At 64.2% G+C, this 23,576-nt stretch carries 14 protein-coding genes; 3 read left to right on the top strand and 11 right to left on the bottom strand.

Annotated features, from left to right (window positions below; translation table 11 throughout):
• Positions 1-183 precede the first annotated feature (183 nt).
• The 8 genes from OWC48_RS13870 to OWC48_RS13835 all read right to left on the bottom strand — a co-directional run bounded on the left by OWC48_RS13870 (position 184) and on the right by OWC48_RS13835 (position 8,281).
• A complete protein-coding gene (locus OWC48_RS13870) occupies positions 184-453 on the bottom strand; it encodes a GlsB/YeaQ/YmgE family stress response membrane protein (RefSeq protein ID WP_282520483.1) in 270 nt (89 codons plus the stop codon).
• 417 nt (positions 454-870) lie between these two features.
• The gene (locus tag OWC48_RS13865) at positions 871-1,845 is read right to left on the bottom strand and encodes an ABC transporter ATP-binding protein (RefSeq protein WP_282520482.1); all 975 of its coding nucleotides are present in this window, start codon (positions 1,843-1,845) and stop codon (positions 871-873) included.
• Complete coding sequence (locus tag OWC48_RS13860; RefSeq protein ID WP_282520481.1) at positions 1,842-3,257, bottom strand: amidase; 1,416 nt, start codon at positions 3,255-3,257, stop codon at positions 1,842-1,844. The genes OWC48_RS13865 and OWC48_RS13860 overlap by 4 nt, the downstream gene beginning before the upstream one ends.
• Positions 3,254-3,451: a hypothetical protein gene (locus tag OWC48_RS13855; protein WP_071916846.1), complete on the bottom strand. Its 198-nt coding sequence runs from the start codon at positions 3,449-3,451 to the stop codon at positions 3,254-3,256. The genes OWC48_RS13860 and OWC48_RS13855 overlap by 4 nt, the downstream gene beginning before the upstream one ends.
• The gene (locus OWC48_RS13850) at positions 3,448-4,509 is read right to left on the bottom strand and encodes an ABC transporter ATP-binding protein (RefSeq protein ID WP_282520480.1); all 1,062 of its coding nucleotides are present in this window, start codon (positions 4,507-4,509) and stop codon (positions 3,448-3,450) included. The genes OWC48_RS13855 and OWC48_RS13850 overlap by 4 nt, the downstream gene beginning before the upstream one ends.
• Positions 4,510-4,512: 3 nt before the next feature.
• Positions 4,513-5,415 carry an ABC transporter permease gene (locus OWC48_RS13845; RefSeq protein ID WP_282520479.1) on the bottom strand — a complete coding sequence of 301 codons (903 nt, stop codon included), beginning with the start codon at positions 5,413-5,415 and terminating at the stop codon, positions 4,513-4,515.
• Positions 5,416-5,418: 3 nt separating this feature from the next.
• Positions 5,419-6,372, bottom strand: coding sequence for an ABC transporter permease (locus tag OWC48_RS13840; protein ID WP_014498430.1), 954 nt, complete (start codon positions 6,370-6,372; stop codon positions 5,419-5,421).
• Positions 6,373-6,625: 253 nt separating this feature from the next.
• Positions 6,626-8,281, bottom strand: coding sequence for an ABC transporter substrate-binding protein (locus OWC48_RS13835; protein WP_282520478.1), 1,656 nt, complete (start codon positions 8,279-8,281; stop codon positions 6,626-6,628).
• A gap of 200 nt (positions 8,282-8,481) precedes the next feature.
• Here OWC48_RS13835 and OWC48_RS13830 point away from each other — a divergent pair, with 200 nt between their 5' ends.
• On the top strand, positions 8,482-10,077 hold the full coding sequence (locus tag OWC48_RS13830) for an ABC transporter substrate-binding protein (RefSeq protein WP_282520477.1): 1,596 nt from the start codon (positions 8,482-8,484) through the stop codon (positions 10,075-10,077).
• A 216-nt stretch (positions 10,078-10,293) separates the two neighbouring features.
• Here the strand turns inward: OWC48_RS13830 and OWC48_RS13825 are convergent, their stop codons facing one another.
• Complete coding sequence (locus OWC48_RS13825) at positions 10,294-12,525, bottom strand: CHASE2 domain-containing protein (protein WP_282520476.1); 2,232 nt, start codon at positions 12,523-12,525, stop codon at positions 10,294-10,296.
• Positions 12,526-12,601: 76 nt separating this feature from the next.
• Positions 12,602-19,531 (bottom strand): VCBS domain-containing protein, encoded by a 6,930-nt coding sequence (locus OWC48_RS13820; protein WP_282520475.1) that lies wholly within the window; start codon positions 19,529-19,531, stop codon positions 12,602-12,604.
• A 620-nt stretch (positions 19,532-20,151) separates the two neighbouring features.
• On the opposite strand from OWC48_RS13820, the gene OWC48_RS13815 reads away from it, so the two are divergent.
• A complete protein-coding gene (locus OWC48_RS13815; protein WP_282520474.1) occupies positions 20,152-20,883 on the top strand; it encodes a transglutaminase-like cysteine peptidase in 732 nt (243 codons plus the stop codon).
• A 179-nt stretch (positions 20,884-21,062) separates the two neighbouring features.
• The gene (locus OWC48_RS13810; protein ID WP_282520473.1) at positions 21,063-22,187 is read left to right on the top strand and encodes a lysozyme inhibitor LprI family protein; all 1,125 of its coding nucleotides are present in this window, start codon (positions 21,063-21,065) and stop codon (positions 22,185-22,187) included.
• Between the two features lie 173 nt (positions 22,188-22,360).
• On the opposite strand, the gene OWC48_RS13805 is transcribed toward OWC48_RS13810, so the two are convergent.
• Positions 22,361-23,560, bottom strand: coding sequence for an ABC transporter substrate-binding protein (locus tag OWC48_RS13805; protein WP_282520472.1), 1,200 nt, complete (start codon positions 23,558-23,560; stop codon positions 22,361-22,363).
• Positions 23,561-23,576: the final 16 nt, after the last annotated feature.

Raw genomic sequence — 23,576 nt, 5'->3', positions numbered from 1 at the left:
CGTATTCCTCCGCGACGAACGCGGTCGAATTAATCCAGGTCCCTGATAGGCCACCTCTACCCCTGACGACCTCGCACGCAAGTCCGGTATTTCACAGTCTTTGCGGCTTTTTATAGCAGACATCGCGGCCTCTCCCCAGCGGGGGAGAGGCGAAAAGTGCCGGCTCGCTGAGCCAATGTGACGCTAGAACCGGCCGCCGCCACGCACCAGCCGCACCACCAGGAGCAGGATGATGGCGCCGATGGCGGAATAGATGATCTCGGACACGAGCCCGGTGCCGAGATGGATGCCGAGCTTCGGGAACAGGAAGCTTGCGACAAACGCGCCGGCGATGCCGATCACGATGTCGCCAATGATGCCGAACCCGCTGCCGCGCACCACCTTGCCGGCGAGCCAGCCGGCGACGAGGCCGACGAACAGGATGACGATGAGGCCTTGGCCAGAAATGTACATAAGTCGAAGTCCCTCTCCATGAACGGGGGCATGGAACCGGAACCGGGATGAATGGGGTCTGAATGCTGTTCCCCAAGATCCGGTTGCGGCTATGGAAACAAAAATGTCGAAAACAACCCCATGCACAGTAGGGGTGCAGTTGGCGGGTGGTGCGAGGTGAACTGTGACAAGTCGGTGTTGTCGTAGAGGGATTCTGAAGTCGCGCGCGATTTGAAGTGAGGGACGCACCGCTCTCTCATTCCCTCCTCCCTTGCGGGGGAGGGGCAGCCACGGGCGAGGTCTGAGTTCGTGGCCACCCCTCTCCCCCGCCCTCCCCCGCAAGGGGGGAGGGAGCGCAGTTGTGCGCGGGGCTGCACCTCAGCTCGCACCGGCAGGGTTAAATCGACGCCACGCTCGCTTCGAAGAGAACCGTTGGTGCTATGACGCCGTCACCGGCTCCGCCAGCACGCACCTCGCCGCTCGGCCCGGTCCGACCTCCACATTCGCGGGCAATTGCTCCAGACACCGCGGCTGGGCGACCGCACAACGGGGGGCGAAGGAGCAGTTGTTCGGCTTTTCGGCCAGCGGGGGCGGGGTGCCGGGGATGGTCTCCAGCCGGGCGCCCCGCTTGGCGCCGTGGATGGTGGAGGCGAGCAGGCCCTTGGCGTACGGGTGCACCGGCGTGCGGACGATGTCGCGGAGCGTCCCCTGCTCGACGATCTGGCCGGCATACATCACCGCGACACGGTCGCAGATCTCGATCGCAACGCCGATGTCGTGGGTGACGAAGATGACGGACATGCCGAACTCGCGCTGAAGCTCGCGCAGCAGCAGCAGGATCTGGATCTGCACGGTGGCATCGAGCGCGGTGGTCGGCTCGTCCGCCAGCAAAATCTTCGGACGGCAGGCGAGCGCCAGGGCAATCATCGCGCGCTGGCGCATGCCGCCGGACATCTCGTGCGGATAGGCATCGAGCCTGCGTTTTGCGGAGGGAATGCGCACGACCTCGAGCATTTCGAGCGCCCTCGCCCGCCCTTCCGCAAGGCTCTTGCCTTCGTGGCGCACGACGCTTTCGGCGATCTGCGCGCCGATGGTGTAGACCGGATCGAGCGCGAGCGCGGGCTCCTGAAAGATCATCGACACGGTCTGGCCGCGAAACGACGACAGCTCCTCGTCGTTCATGGCGAGCACGTCGCGGCCCATCACGTTGACCTTGCCCGTGATCTGCGTGCGCTTCTTCGGCAGCAGCCGCATCAGCGCACGCAGGGTCACGCTCTTGCCGGAACCGGACTCGCCGAGCAGGCCCAGCACCTCGCCGTCACCGAGCGAGAGACTGAGATCGTTCACGGCATAGACCGTGCGCTCCCCGGTGAAGCGGATGTTGAGGCCTGAGATGTCGACGAGCTTTGTCATGACGGCAGTTTGGGTACCCGGTCGTGGTAGTCGGTGACGCACTGGAAGGCGGCGCCGATGGTGAGCAAGGTCGCTTCATCGAAGGAGCGGCCGATCAGCTGCATGCCAACCGGCAGGCCGCTTTTGGTGAAGCCGGAGGGAATGGTGAGCGACGGCAGGCCGAGGAAATTCACCGGGCGGGTGAACAGCGTCAGTCGCTGCACCATCGCCGGCGCGTTCGGGCCGCCGCCGACGTCGCTCTCCTCGATCGTCGGCGCCGGCACCGGCGATGCCGGCGCGATGATCGCGTCAACACCAGCCGTGGCTGCATTGTGGGCGGCGAGTGCCGGACCACGCCAGCGCATGGCTTCGAGATAGGTGATGGCGGGAACGGCGAGACCGTTCTGAAGCCGCATCAGGACCTGCGGGCCGTAGTCCTGCGGACGCTCGATCATCCAGCGCTTGTGGAAGGCGGCCGCTTCGGCCGCGAGCACGAGCTGGCTTGCCGCAGACAATTGCCGCTGGTCCGGCAGCTCGACCGTGACGATGTCGGCGCCCTCGCGCTTGAGCACCGCGATGGTCTCGTCCAGCACGCGCGCGACCTCGCCGTCGAGATCGTCGACATAGAAGGAGGCGGGCACGCCGATTTTCAGGCCCTTGAGCGAACCCTTGGTGGCGCCGACATAGTCGGACAGCGGCTCGTGGCTGCAGGTCGAATCCGCGGGATCGGGACCGGCCATCAGCGCCAGCAGCAGTGCACAATCCTCGGCGGTGCGGGCGAGCGGACCGACCGTGTCGAGCGATTGCGACAGCGGCATCGCGCCGGCGCGGCTGACGCGGCCGACGGTGGTTTTCAATCCGGTGACGCCGCAGAAATGCGCGGGCATGCGGATCGAACCGCCGGTGTCGGAGCCGAGCGCCGCGAAAGTCAGGCGCGCCGCGACCGACGAGCCGGAGCCCGACGAGGAGCCGCCGGTGATATGCGCGACGTTCCAGGGATTGCGCACCGGACCGTAATGGGCGTTGTGGCCGGTCGGGCCATAGGCGAATTCGGCCAGATGCAGCGTGCCGAGGCGGACCTGCCCGGCGTCCTTCAGCCGCTGCAAGGCCGTGGACGTGACGGTCGGCACGAAATCGCGGCGGATCAGCGAGCCGCAAGTCGAGACGTGGCCTGCGTCGTAATACATGTCCTTGTGCGCGAGCGGCACGCCGTGCAGCGGACCGCGGACATTGCCCTTGGCAAGCTCGGCATCGGCTGCCTCGGCAGCCTTCAACGCGGACTCGGCTTCAACCGACATGAAAGCGTTCAGATGCGGCTGCCACTGTGCGATGCGGTGCAACAGCGCGCGCGTTACCTCATGCGAGGACACCTGCTTCATCGCGATCGCGCGCGCGACCTCGGTGAGCGTCATCAATGCAGGCTCACGGCTCATTTCGACACCTTCTGCGTCTGCGCGATCGGATAGAGCGCGGGCTCGAGGTCGAACGGCAGCGTGCCGGCGATGGCCGCAAAGCCTTCGAAGGCCGGTCCGATGGAATTGGAGATACGCGTCGCGATTTCATCGTCGACCGGGACGCCGGCGACTTGCGCGATCGGCTTGATCTCTTTCGGTGTCGGTCTCGTCATGCGGTTTCCTCCCTGGGCGCGCGGCTATGGCCTGATCCCGGTATCGCCATGTAGCACGCGGCCTCGTGGCCCATTCTATCGAGCGCGGTGAGCTTTGGTGCTGCATTTGCGCAGAGCGGCTCCGCGAACGGGCAACGGGTGTGGAAGCGGCAGCCCGGCGGCGGGTCGATCGGATTGGGCGGGTCGCCGGTGATCGGCGGCTTCTCGGTGCGACGATCGGGATCCGAGGACGGCATCGCAGCAAGGAGCGCACGCGTATAAGGATGCGCAGGATTGTCCCAGACCTGATCCACCGGTCCGAGCTCGACGACCTCGCCGAGATACATCACCAGCACGCGGTCGCTGATATAGCGCACGACGTTGAGATCATGGCTGATGAAGAGATAGGTCAGACCAAACTCGCGCTTGAGATCGGCGAGTAGATTCAGCACCTGCGCCTCGACGGATTTGTCGAGCGCAGAGACGGCTTCATCGAGAATTACGAGCCGCGGCGACAGCGCCAGCGCACGCGCGATGTTGACGCGCTGGCGCTGGCCACCGGAAATCTCGTGCGGATAGCGGTTGGCGAAGTTTTCCGGCCGCAGGCCGACCTTGCCGAGCAACTCGCGCGCCAGCGCCCGCGCCGTACCATCGGCCATGCCGTGCACTTTCGGGCCGAACGCGATCGATTCCTCGATCGTCAGGCGCGGATTGAGCGAGGCGTAGGAGTCCTGGAACACCATCTGCATGCCGCGGCGCAGCTCGCGCAACGACAGCGACTGGCCGACGGTCATGCCGTCATAGATGATGTCGCCGGTATCGCGCGGCATCAGATGCATCAGCAACCGCGCGGTGGTCGACTTGCCGCAACCGGATTCGCCGACGATGCCGACCGTCTCCCCCTTCGCGACCGAGAAGGAGACGTCGTCCACCGCGCGCACCGTGCGTTTCGCGGCGAACAATCCGCCGCGAACGGGGAAATGCTTGGTCAGGCCGTTGACCTGGAGCAGCGGCTGCGCGACGCCGCCGCGGTCTTCGACCGGCTCCAGCATTTCAACGGATGTGTTGCTCTCGCTCATGGCCTAGTTCCTGATGTCCATGGCGCTGCGCAGGCCGTCCGAGAGCAGGTTGAAGCAGATCGAGACCGCGAAGATCATCGCGCCCGGCAATGCCGCGACCCACGGATTGACGTAGATCGCGGTGCGGAGCGTGTTCAGCATCAGTCCCCATTCCGGCTCCGGCGGTTTTGTGCCGAGGCCGAGGAAGGAAAGACCGGCGGCCAAAATCATCGAAACCGAAATGAGACTGGTCGCATAGACGAAGATCGCGCCCAGCACGTTGCCGAGGATGTGCACCCGCATGATGGTGAAGGGCCCCGCGCCGGAGGCGCGCGCGGCCTCGACGAAATCCATGTTGCGCACGCCGGTGGTGACGCTCTCGGCGACGCGGGTGATCTGCGGCACGAACACGACGGTCAGCGACACGATGGAGTTGAGGATGCCGGCACCGAGCGCGCCGGAGATCGCGATCGCGAGCAGCACGGAGGGAAAGGCGTAGAACACGTCGATCGTGCGCATGATCGCGGTGTTGAGCTTGCCGCCGACATAGCCGGCGACGAGGCCGAGCGAGGTGCCGATGCAGAAGGCGAGGATCACGGGGAGGATGCCGATGACCAGCGACAGCCGCCCGCCGTAGATCAGCCGCGCCAGCATGTCGCGGCCGAGCTCGTCGGTGCCGAGCGGGTAGCCGACCGTGCCGATGTGGCGCAGGCGGCGGATCATCGAGCCCTTGTAGGGATCTTCAAGTCCGAGCCACGGCGCGAGCACCGCGGACAGGAAGATCAGCAGCAGCACCAGCGCGCAGGCCATGCTGACCTTGTCACGCCGGATGCGGCGGCCGACAGTCGCCCAATAGCCGCGCGCCTTGGTCGCGGGCGCGGCCTGCAGCGCGGCATCGGCGGTCGCGGACAACGGAAGCTCGCTCATCGGCTAGCCCCGCTTGATGCGCGGGTCGATCGCGGCTTGCGCGATGTCGACCAGCAGATTGAGGAAGACGAAGAACAGCGCCAGGATCAGGATCGTGCCCTGCAGCAGCGGCAGGTCGCGCTGGAAGATCGCCGAATTGAGCAGGAAGCCCGAACCAGGCCAGGAGAACACGGTCTCGATCAGGATCGAGCCGCCGAGCATGTAGCCGAGCTGAAGCCCCATCACCGCGAGCGCGGTGGGCGCGGCATTCTTGATGACGTGGCGAAACACGCCGGTTTCGTGCAGGCCTTTTGCACGCAGCGCCTCGACAAAGTCCTGGCTGAGGATGTCACCGGTGAGTGCACGCACCGTGCGGGTGACGATGCCCATCGGGATCACCGATGTCGTGATCGCCGGCAACACCAGATATTTCAGGTGCGCCCAGTCCCAGGCCCAGGAGTTGGAGCCGTTCGGCCCGGCGCCGACCGCGGGCAGCCAGTTCAGCTGCACCGAGAAGATGATGACGAGCACCATGCCGAGCCAGTAATGCGGCACGGAGACGCCGGCGATGGCGAAGGAGGTCGCGACCTTGTCGATCCAGGTCTCGCGGAAATAGCCGGCGATCAGGCCGAGCAGGATGCCCATCGTGAAGCCGATGATGGCGGCCGCGATCGCGAGCGTGACGGTGTTGCTGACCGCGCGCATGACCTCGGCGAGCACCGGGCGCCCCGTGGCAATGGAATTGCCGAGATCGCCGTGAAGGGCGCGAAGCAGCCACAGGCCGAACTGCACCGGCAGCGGGCGGTCGAAGCCGTAGGCAGCGCGGAGCTGCGCCGCGAGTTCCTGCGAGGCGTCGGCCGGCAGCACGGCAACCAGCGGATCGCCCGGCGTGATGTGCACGAGCAGAAAGCACACCAGCGCCACGCTGATGACGATCGGGATGACATAGACGATGCGGCGAGCGATATAGGCGAGCACTGGTCTTCTTTCTTCCTTCTCCCCTTGTGGGAGAAGGTGGCATAGGCCGCCTTCGGCGGCCGTTTCTAAGTACGACGCCGAAGCGAAGCTTCGGCTACGGCGCCGGATGAGGGGTATCTATCCGCGGATAAAGCATTATCGAATAAGAGAGAGGGTCACTCGCGGAGAGAGACCCCTCACCCGGCTTCGCTAAAGCGAAGCCACCCTCTCCCACAAGGGGAGAGGGTGCAGCGAGTACGCTGCTAGCAGCTCACTACTGCATCGACACCAGCGAGAAGTCGATGAACCAGCTCTTCGGCTGCACGACGCCCGTTACCTTCGGGCTGATGGCGCGGGGGCCGACGTCGTGGGCGACGTAGAGGAAGGCTGCATCGTCGACGGAGGCCGCGTGCAGTTCGGCGAGGGCTGCGTCACGCGCGGCGGGGTCGAAGGTCTGGCGTGCCTTCTTCACGAGATCGTCGAACTTGGGCTCGTTGATGAAGCCCCAATTGTTCGAGACCGGCGGCGCCATGCCCGACTGCAGGAAGCGCACCAGCGCGAAGAACGGGTCCATCGCCGCATAGGTGACGTTGGTCGCGTTCGAGCCGTTGGCGCTGGGATCCTTGGCGCCGCGGCGCCAGTTGGTGAACAGCGTGTTCCACTCGATGACGTCGAGCTTCACATCAAAGTAGCACTCGGCGAGCGCCTGCTGGAGATATTCGTTCATCGGCAGCGGCTGCATCTGGCCCGAGCCCGACGCAGACGTCTGGATCTTCACCGTCAGCTTCTTTGACGGACCGAAGCCGGCCTCCTGCATCAGCTTTTGCGCAGCCGCCTTGTCGTACTTGATCTCGAAGGTCGGCTTGCCCCGCCAGGGATGGCCGGGCTCGAATGTGCCGGTCGCCGGCACCATCAGGCCCGCGAGCAGGCCGTCCTTGAGACCTTCGCGATCGACGCAGAGGTTAGCGGCCTTGCGGACGCGAATGTCGTTCCAGGGCGAGCCCTCGACGCGCGAGAACTGCCACGGCCAGACATGCGGCTGCTCATTGGCATAGAGCTTGAAGCCGCGCTGCTTGAGCTCGGGCAGCGCGTCCGGCGCCGGCGCCTCGACCCAATCGACCTGCCCCGAGAGCAGCGCCGCGGTGCGCGCGTTCGCCTCCGGCATCGGCAACAGCACCATCTTGTCGACCTTGGGCACGCGATCCTTGTTCCAGTAGCTTGCGTTCTTCACCAGCTCGAGCCGCTCGCGCGGGGTGAAGCTCGCCATCTTCCACGGGCCGGTGCCCGCGGCGTCCTTGGCGAACGCGGTCCATGCAGCCTGCGACTTCGCCTTGGCGTCGGCGCCTTCCGCCTTGTCGTAGAAATGCTGCCACTTCGCCGGGCTCGCCATGAACAAATTGGTGAGGTTGATCGGCAGGAAGCTGTCGGGCTCCTTGGTGGTGAGCTCGACCGTCATGTCGTCGATCTTCTTGGCGGAGGCCAGCGTCGGCATGCGCGACGCGGTGACGCCGACCTGGCTGGCGTCGAACTGCGGCGCGTCCTGCTTCAGCACCTTCTCGACGTTCCACACCACGGCATCGGCATTGAACGGCGAGCCGTCATGGAAGGTGACGCCGGGGCGCAGCTTGAAGACCCACTTGGTCTTGTCGGCATCGTCGACCTTCCACTCGGTCGCAAGGCCCGGAATCACCACGCTCGCCTTGTCGGCCGAGGACAGGTCCCAGCCCGTGAGCGCGTCGTACATGGTGAGGCCGGTGAAGCGGTTGCCTTCAAAACCCTGATCGGGCTGGCCCAATGTGCGCGGAATATCGGCAGCGGTCATGCCGATGCGCAGCACGGTGTCGGCACTGGCCACGTGCGGCCACACGGCCGCACTCGTCAGAGCCAGCGCAGCAATCAGCGCCGCGCGGGTGGTTGTCTTCATAAGCATCGTCTCAGTCCTCTTCCGGCTTTCAATGACTAATTTTGATGCAAACGTATGCAATGGCTATGCCAATGGGGAAACTTTTTCTGCAAATTGCCCCTGCGACGACAAGTCTGTGTGATCACGTGTCGGCAAAGGCACCGTTCTGCCTATTCTGGCATCAAGATTGCAGGTTTGGCCCTGAAATCTCCTGGGAGCCTTGGGCCATGCGTATCCGACTATCGACCTGTCTCGCCGTGCTTGCGCTGGCGTTATCCGCGATCCCGGCGCGCGCCGAAACGGTGGTGCGCTACGGCATCTCGATGGCGGACATCCCGCTGACGACGGGCCAGCCCGATCGCGGCGCCGGCGCCTATCAGTTCACGGCGTACACGATCTACGATCCGCTGGTCGCCTGGGAGATGGACGTCGCCGACCGCCCCGGCAAGCTGGTGCCGGGCCTCGCCACCGAGTGGAAGGTCGACGATGCCGACAAGACCAAATGGCGGTTTGCTTTGCGCAAAGGCGTGACGTTTCACGACGGCAGCGAGTTCAATGCCGACGCGGTGATCTGGAATCTGGACAAGGTGCTCAACGACAAGGCGCCGCAATTCGACAAGCGGCAGAGCGCGCAGGTGAAGACCCGCCTGCCTTCGGTCGCGAGCTACGCCAAGATCGACGATTTCACGGTGGAGATCACGACCAAGACGGTCGATTCCTTCTTTCCCTATCAGATGCTGTGGTTCCTGGTCTCGAGCCCGGCGCAATACGAGAAGCTCGGCAAGGATTGGGACAAGTTCGCGAGCCAGCCCTCCGGCACCGGTCCGTTCAAATTGACCAAGCTCGTGCCGCGCGAGCTCGCCGAGCTCACGAAAAATCCGGACTACTGGAACAAGAAGCGCATTCCGAAGGCCGACAAGATCGTGCTGGTGCCGATGCCGGAAGCGCTGACGCGCACCAATGCACTGCTCGCAGGCCAAGTGGACCTGATCGAGACGCCGGCGCCGGATGCCGTGCCGCAGCTGAAGGCGGCCGGCATGAAGATCGTCGACAACGTCACGCCGCATCTCTGGAATTATCATCTCAGCGTGCTGCCGGGCTCGCCCTGGACCGACATCCGCCTGCGCAAGGCGCTGAACCTCGCGATCAATCGTGACGAAGTCGTCGGCCTGATGAACGGTCTGGCAAAGCCCGCCAAGGGCCAGGTCGACCCGTCGAGCCCGTGGTTCGGCAAACCGAGCTTCGAGCTGAAATACGATCTGGCTGCGGCCAGGAAACTGGTCGAAGAGGCCGGCTACTCCAAGGCAAAGCCGCTCAAGGCCACCTTCATCATCGCCCAGGGCGGCACCGGCCAGATGCTGTCGCTGCCGATGAACGAATTCCTGCAGCAGAGTTTCAAGGAGATCGGCATCGACATCGACTTCAAGGTGGTCGAGCTCGAGACATTATATACGCATTGGCGCAAGGGCGCGGCCGACGAGATGAACGCCGGCATCACCGCCAACAACATCGCCTATGTCACCTCGGACCCGCTCTACGCCATCGTCCGCTTCTTCGCCTCCGACCAGATCGCGCCGGTCGGCGTGAACTGGGGCGGCTACAAGAACCCGAAGGTGGACGCGCTGATCAACGAGGCCAAGCAGACGTTCGACACCGCCAAGCAGGACGATCTGATCGCGCAGGCGCACGCGCTGATCGTCGACGATGCCGTGCTGGTCTGGGTCGTCCACGACACCAACCCGCACGCGCTGTCGCCGAAGATCAAGCAGTTCGTGCAGGCGCAGCACTGGTTCCAGGATCTGACGACGATCGGGACGGAGTAAGGCGCGGCGCCTAAGCACCCGCCTCAATGAACGCGGTCGTCACGGCCATCGCCGGGACGACCGCCCCGAGTTATTGCGCGCAATCGCCTCAACAAACTCGTCATTGCGAGCGGAGCGAAGCAATCCAGAATCTTTCCGCAGCGGCAGTCTGGATTGCTTCGCTCCGCTCGCAATGACGGAGTGCGGGCGACGGCGGGATCCCACTCACTCCCAGCCCTACTTCGTCAGCAGCGCATACGCCCCGGTCCATCCCTCCGCCGGCGGATTGATCTGGAATTCCTTGATCCGCGCCTCGTAGAGCTTGAACAGCTTTTCCAGCGTGTCGGCATCCTCGCTGTGGCGGCCGCGCTCGATCGCATCCAGCGCGCCCTGCCAGTCGCGGCCGCGGTAGCAGCCGAGCATCTCGATGGTGACGTTGCGCAGGCGCTGGAAGGCGCCCGAATGCAGCACATCCTCGCGGCCGGCGATGGCGTAGATCACCTCGGGCTCGGTCTTGCCCTTGACCATGATGAAGTCGAGCTCGAGGATCGCGAACTTGTCCTTGGCGGCGAGCGCGGTCCTGGAGCCGACGATGATGGGAAAGCCGTATTCCTTCGACTGTCCCTCCAGGCGCGAGGCGAGGTTCACGCTGTCGCCGAGCACCGAATAGTTCTTCTTCAGGTCGGAGCCCATGTTGCCGACGACGCCGATGCCGGTGTTGAGGCCGATGCCGACATTGAGCGGGATGTAGACGTGACCGCCGTCGGCGGCCTCCTGCTCGCGCTCCTTGTTGACGGCGTCGATCTGCTCCAGCATCTGGATCGCGGCCTCGCAGGCGTTGACCTCGTGATCGGCATCGTCGAGCGGCGCGTTCCAGAACGCCATGATGGCGTCGCCCATGTACTTGTCGATGTAGCCCTTCTGGTCGATGATGACGTCGGTCAGCGGCGTCAGGAAGCGGTTCATCAGCGCGATCAGGCCTTGCGGATCTTGCTTGTAGCTCTCCGAGATCGTGGTGAAGCCGCGCACGTCGGAGAACATGATCGTCATCTCGCGCTCCTCGCCGCCGAGCACGAGCTTTTCGGGCGACTGCGCGAGCTGCTCGACCAGGACGGGCGACATGTATTGCGCGAACATGCCGCGGATCTGCACGCGCTGACGCTGCTCGCGCACGAAGCTGGCGAAGATCAGTGTCAGATAGATCGCGGTGGTCGAGAGCAAGGGATAGGTGAAGTCGATGAGGTAGCGGGACTGCGCGTAGTAGAACCAGGACACACCGACCAGGATGGCGGCGAACAGGGCGCCCGCGAGCACCAGGCGGACAGGGCCGAGATTCGGCGTGAAGATGATGACGAGCAGGCCGATCACGAGTGCGGCGATCAGCTCGACGCCGAGCGCATAGTTCGGCTGCGAGATCACCGCGCCACTGAGCACGCTCTCCAGCACCTGGGCATGGATCTCGACACCCGGCATGGTCGATGACACCGGCGTGGTCTTGATATCGTTCAACCCGACCGCGGAAGTGCCGACCAGCACCAGCTTGCCGGCGATCTTGTTCGGCGGCACGGTGTTGTCGAGCACGTCGGCCGCCGAGATGTAGATCGAGGGATCCTGGCGGGCATAGTGCACCCAGAGCTGGCCATTTCTGTCGGTCGGGATCTCGACGCCCTTGAGGCGCACGGCCCTGATGCCGGTCTTGTCGGTCCGGACCAGCAGCGTCGGCGTTCCCGTGACGACGCGCAAAATCTCGAGGCTGAGCGAGGGCATGATGTTGCCCTGGGCGCGCATGATCAGCGGCACGCGGCGGATCAGGCCGTCGCGCTCGGTCTTGATCGAGAACAGGCCCCGGCCGGCCGCGACCTTCTCGATGACGGGCACGTTGCGCAGCAGGCCCGGAAATTCAAACAGGAAGCGTTCGGCGCCCTCTTCGCCGACCGTCGCGATGCCGGTGAAGGGCAGCGACTTGTCGATCTCGGACGAGATCGGCTGCTGTCCGGTCTCGCCCAGCACCACGCGCGAGCGCTTGATCGCCTCGGCGAGGATCTGGTCGTTGGTCGGCAACTCGCGCAACCTGGCGCGGGTGGCATCGTCCAGATCGCGCATCTGGCTCGCGACCAGATCGGGGTTGAGCCGGTCGGCTTCGGAGAACACCATGTCGAAGCCGATCGTCACCGCGCCGTTATTGGTGAGGTTCTGGATCAGGTCCGCGATCCGCGTGCGCGGCCACGGCCACTGGCCGAGCTTGGCGAGGCTCTTGTCGTCGATGTCGACGATGGTGACCGGCCGCGCCGCCTTGTGGCGCGGATCGATCAACTGAAACATGTCGAAGGTGCGCAGCCGCAATTCCTGGATCGGCGGCGGGTCCCAGACCCGCGCGCCGGCAAACAAGACCAGCAGCGCAAGGCACATCAGCCGCGCGAAGCCGAGCTTCCGCGCAAACCACCGCCGCAGGATCTTGAGACGTTTCATTCGGCTTGGATATCACGCTTTCGCGGCGAACGGCAGCACCGATCGGACGTGCTGACGATCAGCGTCGTCCGAGCGATCATCCGGAATGGACGATGAAGTCGCTCGCGTGGAGATTAGCGGCCTTGACGCCCTTCAAAAGGATGGTGTCAGCGGTATCGATCGTGATCAGGGTATCCGCGCAATTTGTCGGCGAGGCGGCGGCGTGCTGCCTGACCCACGCCTCGTCAATATTGGGTACCACGGCCGACAGGTTGATGGTGTCGTCGCCAAGCGTGAAATTTACGATCGTGTCGTGGTTCGAATTGGCCGCGAACACGAACTGATCCTGGCAGCCGGTCCCGAACAACACGTCCTTGCCGGTCGTTCCGGCGAGAGTGACCTGGCCTTGTTCGGTCAGGTTGAAGATCAAGTTGACCGTATCGGTCGTATTGTGGCTGTCGGTCACGGTGACCGCGATCTTGTCGGTGGCTGGGCCGTCGCTCGGCTCGGTGTAGGACACACACAAAGCACCGGATTGCAATGAGGCGCTCGCGTTGCTGTTCGATTCGGCGACAGCGCCGACGGTGAATGTCTCATTGGCATCGGCGTCCGTGACGGACAAGCCGCTGACCGTCACCTGGCTCTCGACCTGCGTGACATCCATCGTGCCGACGTTGATCACCGGTGCGTCGTTCACGCCGGTCACGTCGACCGTGAGGGTCGCCGTGCCGGTGGCATGATGCGCGTCCGTGGTCTGGACAGTGAACGTATCGGTATGAGGTCCGTCCGACAACGCGTTGATCGCAGCGGCGTTCGGAACGTAAGTATAGCTGCCGTTGGCATTGACCGTCAGTGACCCGTAGTAACCGGCCACGGTCCCATGACTATCTGCATTCAGCACAGCATAGGTCAGCGTGTCGCCGGTGTCGGCATCAGCCCCGGTCAGATGCCCCGTAAGGCTCGCGAAGCTGTCGGCAGCAGCCGTGTCCGTGAGCTTGCCGATGTTGAGATCGGAGAGTATCGGCGTGTCGTTGGCACCAGTCAGGTCCACTGTGTATGTCGCCGCGGTGACGGCGCCGTGCGCATCCGAGACCTGGACCGTGAAACTATCCGAATAGGGGCCTTCTGGCAGCGCATTGATCGACGCCGCGTCGGGAACGTAGGTATAGCTGCCGTTGGAATTGACCGTCAGCGCACCATAGTGACCCGCAACCGTCGCTACCGCGTGGTGAGCTGAGTTCAGCAGGGCGTAGCCCACCGTGTCGCCAGTGTCGACATCGGTCGCGGCCAGTTGGCCGGTGAGATCAAGGAAGTGGTCCGCAATGGCTGTGTCGGTGACCTTCCCTAAACTGCCGTCAGACAAAGTCGGCGCGTCGTTCTTGCCGGTGATGGTGACCGTGACGTCGGCCTTGGTGGTCTTGCCGTACTCGTCAGCGAGCGTGATGGTGGACACGACCTTCGCGGTCTGGTCCTGACCGAGGAAATCGAGCGCGTTGTCGGCGATCGAATAGTGCCAGGTGACGGTACCGTTGTTCTTGCCGGTCAGCTGATACGTCAGCGCACTCTTCAACGCGGCGGTCTCGTCGGGCGTGAGCGACGCGGTGAGGTCGGTGGCGCCGTCGAGCCAGGTCACGTGCTGGTCGACCTTCGTCACCGTCGGACGGTCGGTCAGGTCGATGTCCTTGAAGTCGATCGAGCCGGTCGCAGCCGGCGACGGGTCGATCGTCGAGGACGAGCCGGTGGTATCAGGCTGTTCGGAGAAGCTTGCGGTCAGCTGCGCCACATCCGTGGTGGTGAATGTCGGCGCATCGTCGTCCGCATGGATCGTGATCAGCGTGTGGCCGCCCTCATCGCTACCCGCGAAATGCGCGTTGCGATAGTCTCCGACCAGGGTCAGGCTGATGCTCTTGCCGTCGTCGCCGGTGACCGTCAGCACGCCGCCGCTCGCGGGATCAGCAGCATTGGCGACATAGACCGCGCTGGTGCCGAGCCCCCACTTGATCATCGTCAGATCGATCTTGTCGTTCGCGGACAGCTCCGCGATCGATCCACCGAAGGTCGACGTGTCGATCTGAAGCTCGGCGCCATCGCCGTGAAGCGTGACCGTTTGCGAGACCGCATCCTCGACCTTCAGCGTCGCGCCGGCATCCACAGTGACCGAGCCCGAGCCGGACAGCGAGCCGACCAGCGTCAGCGCTCCCGTGTGGACCTCGATGTTGCCAGTATTGGTGATGGTGCCCGAGATCGACGCCGTGCCCCAGCTGTCGATGGTCGTATAGTTTTTGATGCTCAGCCCCGCCCCGAAAATCGAGGCCCCGTTCAGATCGATGTCGCCGTGGTTGACGATCGACGACGCATCGCCGAACACGCTCGTGCCGGCGACCGTCCAGGTGCCGCCTGCGTTGTTATTGAACGTGGCGGTGGCGACCGAGATGTTGCCGTTGATGTGGCCGGTGTTGTTGATCGTGATCTCGCCGCCAGTCTCGACGATGGCGTAGATCGATGAGGTCACGCTGCCGGCATCGGCTGGCCCGATGGTGCCGGAGTTGGTGATAAACGCAGCGCCGGTGTCGTGTTCCTGGATGGAGATCGCAGCAAAACTGCCGGCGCCGACCACGGAGCCGGTATTGGTGATGTGCGTCGCGCCGGTCGCGCCCGCATCGTCCTGGTCGACATTGATGCCGAACGAGGTCGTGCCGGTGATGTGCCCGTTGTTGGTGACGGTGACTGCGCCGTTGCCATGGGAGACGATGTCGAGACCGACCGCGCCGGAAACGCCGCCGCCGATGGTCGCCGTGATATCGCCTGCACCGTTCGCACCGTCGTGCAGCACGATGCCGTTGCCGTTCTGGCCGGTGACGACGCCTGACGTCGTCAGCGAGATATTGCCGACGCCATTCTGGGTGACCACGATGCCATTGTCGTGGCCGGTCAGCGTGCCGGCCGGCGTCAACACGATGTTGCCACCATTTCCGCTCGTGCCGCCCGATGCGGTGAAATCGAGCGCGTCGCCGCTTGATGTCGTGACGTTGGCCGCGCCCGTGATCGTAAACGTGCCGCCCTTCGAGGCCTGACCGGCGATCGTGCCGGTAAAGCCATGGCTCGTCTTGTCGAGCTCGAGCCTATTGGTGCCGCCGGCGAAGGTGACGGTCTGCGCGTCCGCACCACCGAGCTCCAGCGTCGTGTTATCGTCGATGATCAGCGTGCCGGCGCCGGTGATGCCGCCGGACAGGTTGAGCGTGCCGCTCTGGACTTCGATGGTGCCGGTGTTGGTGACGCCGCCTGTGATCGTGTTGAGGCCGGCGACGCTGTAGAGATTGCCGGCGTTGCTCAGGCTGCCGCCGTTGATCGAGACGTCGGACAGATAGAGTTTTGACGCGCCGTCGACCGAGATCATGCCGCCGGCATTGGCGACGGTGGCGGTCGTGAGCTCCAGCGTGCCGCCGGTCACGGCCTCGATCAGACCGTGATTGGTGATGGCGTGAAGGATGCCGGGATCGATCGTCAGCGTGCCGCTGGTGACGGAGATCGTGCCGGTGTTGCCGACGTCGGCGTTGTCGATGGCGCTCGCGCCGGTCGATTCCAGCGTGCCGGCGATGGTGAGCGTGCCGCCGGCCAGGCTCGCACCGTTCAACGTCGTGGTCTTGCTGGCATCGACCTTGACGGTGCCGTGGTTGGCGATCGCGGTGCCCGAAACGGTCGCGTCGTCCAGCGTCAGCGTGACGCCGCTCTCGACCGTGAGGGCGTTGATCCTAAGCGTAGTCCCGTTGTCGATCTTGCTGGCGCCGGTGACGTCGATCGTGCCGGCGCCCTTGATGGCGCCGCCGCTGATCGTGGCATGGTCCAGCGTCAGCGCCGCATTGCCGTCGACGATGACGTCGCCGCTCGAATTGTCGACGGTCGAGCCCTGATCGATCGCGAGCGCACCGTTGGCGAGCACCTCGATGATGCCGGCATTGGTGACGGTCTCATCGCTGAGGGCATTGCGCGCACCGCTCGCCTTGAGGACGGCATTGTTTTTCAGAATGCCGCCGCTCAGGACTGCATCGCCGGTCAGATCGATCTCACCGTTGTTGGCAATCGTGCCTGCGCCGCGAATGCCGGCGTTGAGGACGGAGCCTCCCTCGTCATCACCGCCGACGGTGTCGATCACCGCACCAGCTCCGTCGATGGTCGCATTGCTGACGATCAGCTTGCCGCTGGCATCGACCGTGATCTGGCCGTCGTTGATAACGCTGGAGCCCTGATGGATCGTCAGCCAGCCGTTGGCAAGCACCTCGATCACACCGGCCGCGGTGTTGGACACGGTCTCGTGGGCGAACTCGACCGTGCCCTTGACGTTGATGGTGCCGGAATTGTTCAGCGTGCCGTTCTCGATCAGGCTGGCGCCGTCGAGCTCCAGCGTGCCCAAAATGCTGACGGTGCCGCCATCGACCGTCGCGGTATCGACGATCAGCGTCGCGCCGGCATCGGCCTTCAGCAAGCCGCCGGCATTGTGGATGGTGGCCAGCGTCTTCAGCGTGCCGCCGGACAGCTCGATCGTGCCGGAATTGGTGATCTTGGTGCCGCTGGCGAAATCGCCGCCGCCCGCGAGCGTCAGATAACCGGCATTGGTGAGCACGCTCGTGCCCAAAATCTCGGCCTTGCCGCCGACCGACATCGTTCCGGTCGCGGCGGTCGTGAGGATCGAATCGGCGCCCATGTTGAGCGCACCTGATATCGTCAGCGAGCTCTGGACGATCACCTTCGGCGGCGGGCCACCGAAATCGTTCATCGTCAGCGACTTGGCGTAGGCCGCGGTGTCGATCGTCACCGGATAGGACGGCGTCAGGCCGTGCAGCTGATCGGTGATGACGATGACGTCGTCATTGATGGTCGGGACCGTGCCGGTTGCCCAGTTCGCCGCGTCCTTCCAGAAGCCGCCGGGGGGAGCGCCGGCCTTGTCGGTCGCGATCCACACCACCGCGGGCGCGTCGGTGCCGGTGATGGTGACGGTGATGGTCTGCTGCGAGGTGGCGCCGTGCGAATCCGTCAGCGTCACGGTGTAGACCAGCGTCAGCACCTCACCCTTCGGTATGAAGTCGGCGAGATAGACCGGCAGATCGGCCAGCGACCAGTTGATGGTGCCGGTGCCGTCCCCGGTGCTGTCGGCGCCCGCCGCGATCGCGACCGACATCGCGCTCTGGAACGCCGCGAGCGGGCCCGGCGGAACGGTGCCGTCAGGCAGGGTCGCGCTGGTCAGCGCCACCGACACCGTATGCTTATCGGTGAGATCGACGTCGTCGAAGTTCAGCGTGCCCGTCGTCGGCACATCGCTGGTGAGCGGGCCACCCGGCACGCTGGTGCCGCCTTCGAAGGTGATGACCGGAACGCTGGTGGTGATCACCGGCTTGTCGTTGGTGCCGGTGATCGTGATCGTGATCGGGATGACGGTGGTCTCGGGGCTGACGGAGAAATTGTTGTCGACGCGGACCATGTAGGTCAGCGTCAGCGTTTCGCCGGCCGCGAGGAAGTCGAAGACGTGGTCGGGGATCGTGTAGGTCCAGACCGCCGAGCCGTTGTTGTTGTTGGCACCGTCGGCGACGACGCTGATCTGGATCTGCGTCGCCGCGATGTCCTGCTTCTGAAGTGCAGAGAGCGTGCCGGTGACATCCTGGCCGGCGCTCTTGTAGACGTAGTTCGGCGCTTCGGCGAGGTTCACGCTCACCGTGGGCCTGTCGCCCAGGTTCTGGTCGATGAAGGTGATGCGGCCGGAGATCGTGTCGGAATGCGTCGTGTCGCCGGTCGTGTCCGCGCGCTCGGTCAGCGCAAACGCCGTCTTCACATTGCCGTTGAGATCAAGGCTTTGAGACAGAGGCTTGCCGGGGTAACGGTTGAAAGGCGTCGTGTGATCGCTGGGCCCCTGCGGTCCCTGCTGACCGAGGTTGGTGAAGAGCGCGGTCGCGATGTAGCCGGCCGGAGTCTTGATCACCAGGCCGTCGCTGGTCTGCGTGATCGTGTCGGTGAAGTTCGTGGTCAGCTTGGTGTTGGTGTTGTTGTCGGTGAACTTCAGCGTGAACACGTCCGTGATCAGCTTCTGGACGTCCGGCGACAGCAGCCCGTTGGTGATCGAGACATTGCCGCCGCTGATCTGGATCATCTGGCCGGCCTGGTTGACCGTCGCGATCGGCAGCAGCGTGACCTTGTCGAACAGGATGTAGGAGCCGGTCGTGCCGTTCGGCTCGACCAGCACCTGGAAGCTCGCCTGCGGCTGCGGATCGCCGCCGCCGGCGGGAACGACGAAGTTGATCTGGGTCAGCACCGCCGTGCCGCGGATGCCCATGGTGGCGACCGGCGTGTCGATCTTCATGTCGCCGTGCTTGGCGGTCTCGCCCGCGACGAAGGTGATGGTGCCCGCAACCAGGCTCAGCAGCGAGGAATTGCTCGACCCGTTGGGGTCGTAGACCATCTCGTTCAGCACCATCCGCGCATTGGAGGACAGGCCGAACACGGTGCCGTCGATGAAGGTGATGCCGAGCGTCGAATCCGCGCCGGTCGAGACCACATCGCCCTTCTCGACGTTGTCGCCGTTGTTCAGCGTGACCGAGACGCCGTTGCGAACCGCGGTCGCGCTGCCGGAGAGTTTTGTGACGTGGCCGATGACCTGCGCGGCGGCGATGCCGGGCGCGGCCTGCGCAACCTGCACATGGCCCGTGAGCGCGTTGACGACGTCGCCGGTGAGATGGGCGCCATCGGGCGAGGCGATCGCTGCGCGCTTGTCGCCCTTGAAATAATCGTGAACGACGAACTCATGCCCCTCGTGGGACAGCACGAGGTCGAGACCTGCGCGCTTGAACTCGCCATTGAAGATCAGGTTAGCATCGGGAACAACGAACGTGCCGTCGGGCACGTGACCGTGCGCCTTCGCGATAACGGGCTTGGCGATAAAATGCTTGGCCGCAAAGGAATCGACATGAACGTCCGCGGCCGAGCGGGAACCCTCGCCATCAAGGGGAATCGTGGCGTCAAATTTGCCAGCGTAATTCAACCGGGGGGCACCGCAAAAAGAGTTAAAATCTAAGTAAGTAACGACCGCCTAAGCTTGAATAGCATTACCAAGTCCTTAGCGAAACCATCTATTGCTTGTGTGATTCCCATCACTTGGCTGGAGGAGTCTCCAATAGCGGCGCCTTCACAGTGAAGCCGAAGTAATTCTTTAAATATTCCGAGGTCGGTTTTCGGCTTATTTTCACGCATTCCCAGTCATCCAAAGTAATCAGCCGCCCATATCGAACGACGGATACTTGTGTCATCTTTTGTTCGTAGTTCCCCGCAGCATCCTGCGGCAAATACGGGGCAGAATCTGTGACCCAACTAACAGAACCCGTGAAATAGCGGGCTGTTAGCCATAAGCGGTAGAATCAGCCCTCCCGCAGCTTCAGCCCGCAATTGGTTCCATTTCGCGGCGACGGAGCCCTCCTAGCCGGCGAATCGTAAAATTTTACGCAATTTGCACAGGCCCGTTTCAGCCTGTCCCACGGTTTTGGGAGCCCTGCCGGGCGCATTAAGCAGAACAAAACGGCCCGTCTCGCACTATCTCCGCGAAAGCAACAAAGCCCGGCACGACCAGGTCGAGGGGGACCTGGCGAAGCTGGAAGGGGATGTCAGATGGAGACCGCTGCTCGCTCGCGCGCTTGGCGCGCTGTCATTGTGCTGTGCGGATTGATCCTGCTTGGATCGGCCGCCGAGCTCCGCGCCGGCACGCTGCTGTCGCCTGGAGCCGGCGTCCTCGTGCGCAAATCCGCCGAGCCGTTCGGCGTGTTTGCCTTCGCCATCTCGTCCGGCAGCCTCCAGCAGAAATGGTTCGCGCTGAAGCAGAAGCTCGACGACGACATGGTGCAGCTCGCGCTGTGCGACGGCGACCGGGACAATTGCGCGTCGCCGGCGGCGCTCAAACTGATCGCCATCGTCGACCAGGCCCGCAGCCGCGACGGCCGCGCGAAGCTGGGCGAGACCAATCGCGCCATCAATCTTGCCATCCGGGCCACCAATGACGGCGCCGACGACGTCTGGAGCTCGCCGCTCGCGACCTTCGCGCGGGGCGCTGGCGATTGCGAAGACTATGCCATCGCCAAGCTGGCCGCGCTGCGGCTCGCCGGCGTTGCCAATGAGGACCTCCGCATCGTCGTGGTGCGTGATGTCAGGGCCGGCGAAGAGCATGCGGTCGCCGCAGCAAGGCTCGACGGCCACTGGCTCATGCTCGACAACCGCCGCATGGCGATGGTCGAGGACGACGCGGCCCAGACCTACCAGCCGCTGTTCGTGCTCTACCAGTCCGCCGTGATGAAATATGTCGACGAACCCGTGCGGTTGTCGATGGCCGCGCCCGAGGCGCGTTGATCTGTCTCTCGTAGCCCGGATGGAGCGAAGCGAAATCCGGGACTTTCACCACGCGCACCGCTCCCGGATTACGCTTCGCTCCATCCGGGCTACGGGTCTCACGTAAACCGTCACGCCACAAAGCCGTTTCGCCGCGCGATCCGGGGCGCTAGCATGGCGCCTTTGCGGGGGCGTCTGGAATGCGGTTCATCCTGCTGTCTGTGCTTGCGCTGCTGGTATTGCCGGCGGCACCAGGCTCCGCGCAATCGGGCCCGTCCGACCGCTCCATCGCCGACAGGCTGCCGCTATTTGCCCGAAACAACTGCCAGCAGATCCGCGATCCCGGCAATCAATTGTTCTGCGGTGACGCCGAGCTGGCCGCCGCCGCCGAGAAGCTCGGCACGGCGATCGAGGCGCGGCTCGCCCGCCTGCCCGATCGCCTGCCCGCGATCGAGGAGAATGCGATCTGGATCCGACAGCGCAACCTCGGCTGCGGCATCGTCGGCCAGACCGCGATCCGCACCGACGATTTCGACCGCGTGAAGGCGTGCCTTCTCAAGGTCACCGAAGAGCGCGCCGCAATCGTGCGTGATCCCGATTTCGACTGTCTCGCGGCCAACACCGCCGCGGGCGCGCTGATCTGCGCGGACCCGTCGCTGGCGCTCGCCGAAACCGAGCTCAACAGCCAGGTGCTGGGCCTGATCGGCAGGCTGGACCCGACCGCAGCCCGCTTTGCCTTCGCCGAATACGGCCGATGGACAAGGAAGCGCGATCGCAAGTGCAATCTCGTCGGCAAGGAGAACGTGCCGCTTGCCGAGCTTGCGTCCGCGGAAGATTGTCTCGCCGAGCATCTGAAGCGCAAGACCGAGGAGATCGCCGCCGCCAAGGGCGATCCGAAGAAAGTGTTCGGCCGGCAGGTCGCGGCCCGCTCGCCCGACACCGATGCCGTCGATTTCTGCGCCGCGCGGATTCACGCCGCCAATTCGTGCGGCAATTTCCTCCGCATCAACCGCGTCTACGCGCTCGACAGCCAGGTGACCGACGAGGAGGCGCAGGTCACGGGCGAGATCGAGATGGTCGTGCTGGCGCCCTTCACCATGTGCAGCAAGGTCGCTTCCACCTGCACCGGCACCTGCTGGGACCCCAGGACGGGCCGTCCGCAGCCCGGCGTCGGCAACAAGGAGCGATCCGGCGAGGCCTTCAACGTCACGCGCCGCCTGAGAATCCAGCGGACCTTCGCCTTCGTGAAAGCCGCCGACGGCTGGCGCTGCCGGGAAGACGAGCTCGCGCCGGTGAATTCGGGCACGGCGGGCGGGGGATCGTAGGTTCTTGCCCTCCCCTGGAGGGGGAGGGTCGTTACGCATGTAGCGAAGCGGAATGCGTAGCGGGGTGGGGTGACGGTCTCTCCACATCGAGCGCTGCCCGTGTTGAGAGATCACCCCACCCCGCTCGCGCTTTGCGCGATCGACCCTCCCCCTCCAGGGGAGGGTAAGCCAGATCAAAACATCAGATTGTCCTTCACCAACACCCAGCGGCCGCCCTTGACCTGCTGCACCTGGGTGATGGTGTTGGCGAGGTGGTCGGTCTTGGAGAACTTCGTCGGGGGTGAGTTGAAGATGTCGAGGAATTTCTCGCCCGACTCCAGCGAGTCCAGCATCTTCTGTCCGGTCAGGTCCTTGCCCGCCTTGTCAGCATAGAAGGCGAAGGTCATCATCGCGTTGTAGCCGATGATCGCCTGCGTGTTGGCGTCGGAGTTGAACATCTTCTTGTAGTTGACCAGCCAGTCCTTCACCTTGCCCTTGGCGCTCTCCTCGTAGGGAATCTCGAAGAGGCTCGCTGCATAGAGTCCTTCAACAGAGTCCTTGCCCAACGTTGGAACTTCCTGCACGTTGGTCGGCGAGGCGCCCAGGAAGGTTACGTCCCAACCGAGCTTCCTGGCCTCCGTCATCGCGCCGATCGTCTCGCGGAGGATGGTGCCGAGCAAGACGAGATCGCAGCCGTCGGACTTCATCTTGGCGACCTGCGCGCTGAAATCGGAAGCGCCGCGCTTGTAGCTCGTGATCGAGGCCGGCTGCACCTTCATGGCGGCGAGCTGCTGGTTGAAGCCGTCGAGCACGTTCTTACCGTACTCGTCATCCTGATGCATGATGCAGGGCTTCTGGAACTTCTTCCACTCCATCATGTATTTCAGCGCCGCCCGCGTGCTTTCGACATAGGGCAGCAAATTGTTGAACTTCAGCCGCTCCTGCGGCTTGGCCGGATCGAACTTGAAGGTGAACTCGGCCGCCGTCAGCGGGAAGAGCTGCAGCACGCCGGCGTCGAACAGGATGTCCTGCGCGGCGAGCACGGTCGGCGATCCCATCGGCCCCACCATCGCGAAGATCTTGTCACGCTCGATCAGCTTTTGCGAAGCCAGCACAGCTCTTTTCGGGTCATACCCGCTGTCCTCGACGACCAGTCGAATCTTGCGGCCGTTGATGCCACCCGCCGCATTGATCTCCTCCGTCGCCATCTTCATCCCGTTTGCGACCGGCACGCCCCAGCCCTTGATCGGCCCCGACAGGTCCTGATGGGTGCCGATGACGATCTCGGATGCCGAGATGCCTTCGTTGGTGACCTTGGTTTGCGCCGCGGCCGGCAGACAGGTGAGCACCACGGCACTCACAGCAAGGCCGAACGTGCTGAACGATTTCGACATTGACGTCTCCTCTCCT

Origin of the sequence: Bradyrhizobium sp. Arg816, assembly GCF_029989365.1 — a bacterium.
Taxonomy (GTDB): domain Bacteria; phylum Pseudomonadota; class Alphaproteobacteria; order Rhizobiales; family Xanthobacteraceae; genus Bradyrhizobium.
The sequence above is the reverse complement of the archived record's forward strand: the minus strand, read 5'-3'. Positions and strand labels throughout refer to the sequence as shown.

Coding starts and splice junctions, on each gene's coding strand:
- OWC48_RS13855 (WP_071916846.1), bottom strand. CDS start 3,451: ATGACGAGACCGACACCGAAAGAGATCAAGCCGATCGCGCAAGTCGCC.
- OWC48_RS13845 (WP_282520479.1), bottom strand. CDS start 5,415: ATGAGCGAGCTTCCGTTGTCCGCGACCGCCGATGCCGCGCTGCAGGCC.
- OWC48_RS13830 (WP_282520477.1), top strand. CDS start 8,482: ATGCGTATCCGACTATCGACCTGTCTCGCCGTGCTTGCGCTGGCGTTA.
- OWC48_RS13860 (WP_282520481.1), bottom strand. CDS start 3,257: ATGAGCCGTGAGCCTGCATTGATGACGCTCACCGAGGTCGCGCGCGCG.
- OWC48_RS13865 (WP_282520482.1), bottom strand. CDS start 1,845: ATGACAAAGCTCGTCGACATCTCAGGCCTCAACATCCGCTTCACCGGG.
- OWC48_RS13805 (WP_282520472.1), bottom strand. CDS start 23,560: ATGTCGAAATCGTTCAGCACGTTCGGCCTTGCTGTGAGTGCCGTGGTG.
- OWC48_RS13870 (WP_282520483.1), bottom strand. CDS start 453: ATGTACATTTCTGGCCAAGGCCTCATCGTCATCCTGTTCGTCGGCCTC.
- OWC48_RS13815 (WP_282520474.1), top strand. CDS start 20,152: ATGGAGACCGCTGCTCGCTCGCGCGCTTGGCGCGCTGTCATTGTGCTG.
- OWC48_RS13850 (WP_282520480.1), bottom strand. CDS start 4,509: ATGAGCGAGAGCAACACATCCGTTGAAATGCTGGAGCCGGTCGAAGAC.
- OWC48_RS13810 (WP_282520473.1), top strand. CDS start 21,063: ATGCGGTTCATCCTGCTGTCTGTGCTTGCGCTGCTGGTATTGCCGGCG.
- OWC48_RS13835 (WP_282520478.1), bottom strand. CDS start 8,281: ATGCTTATGAAGACAACCACCCGCGCGGCGCTGATTGCTGCGCTGGCT.
- OWC48_RS13825 (WP_282520476.1), bottom strand. CDS start 12,525: ATGAAACGTCTCAAGATCCTGCGGCGGTGGTTTGCGCGGAAGCTCGGC.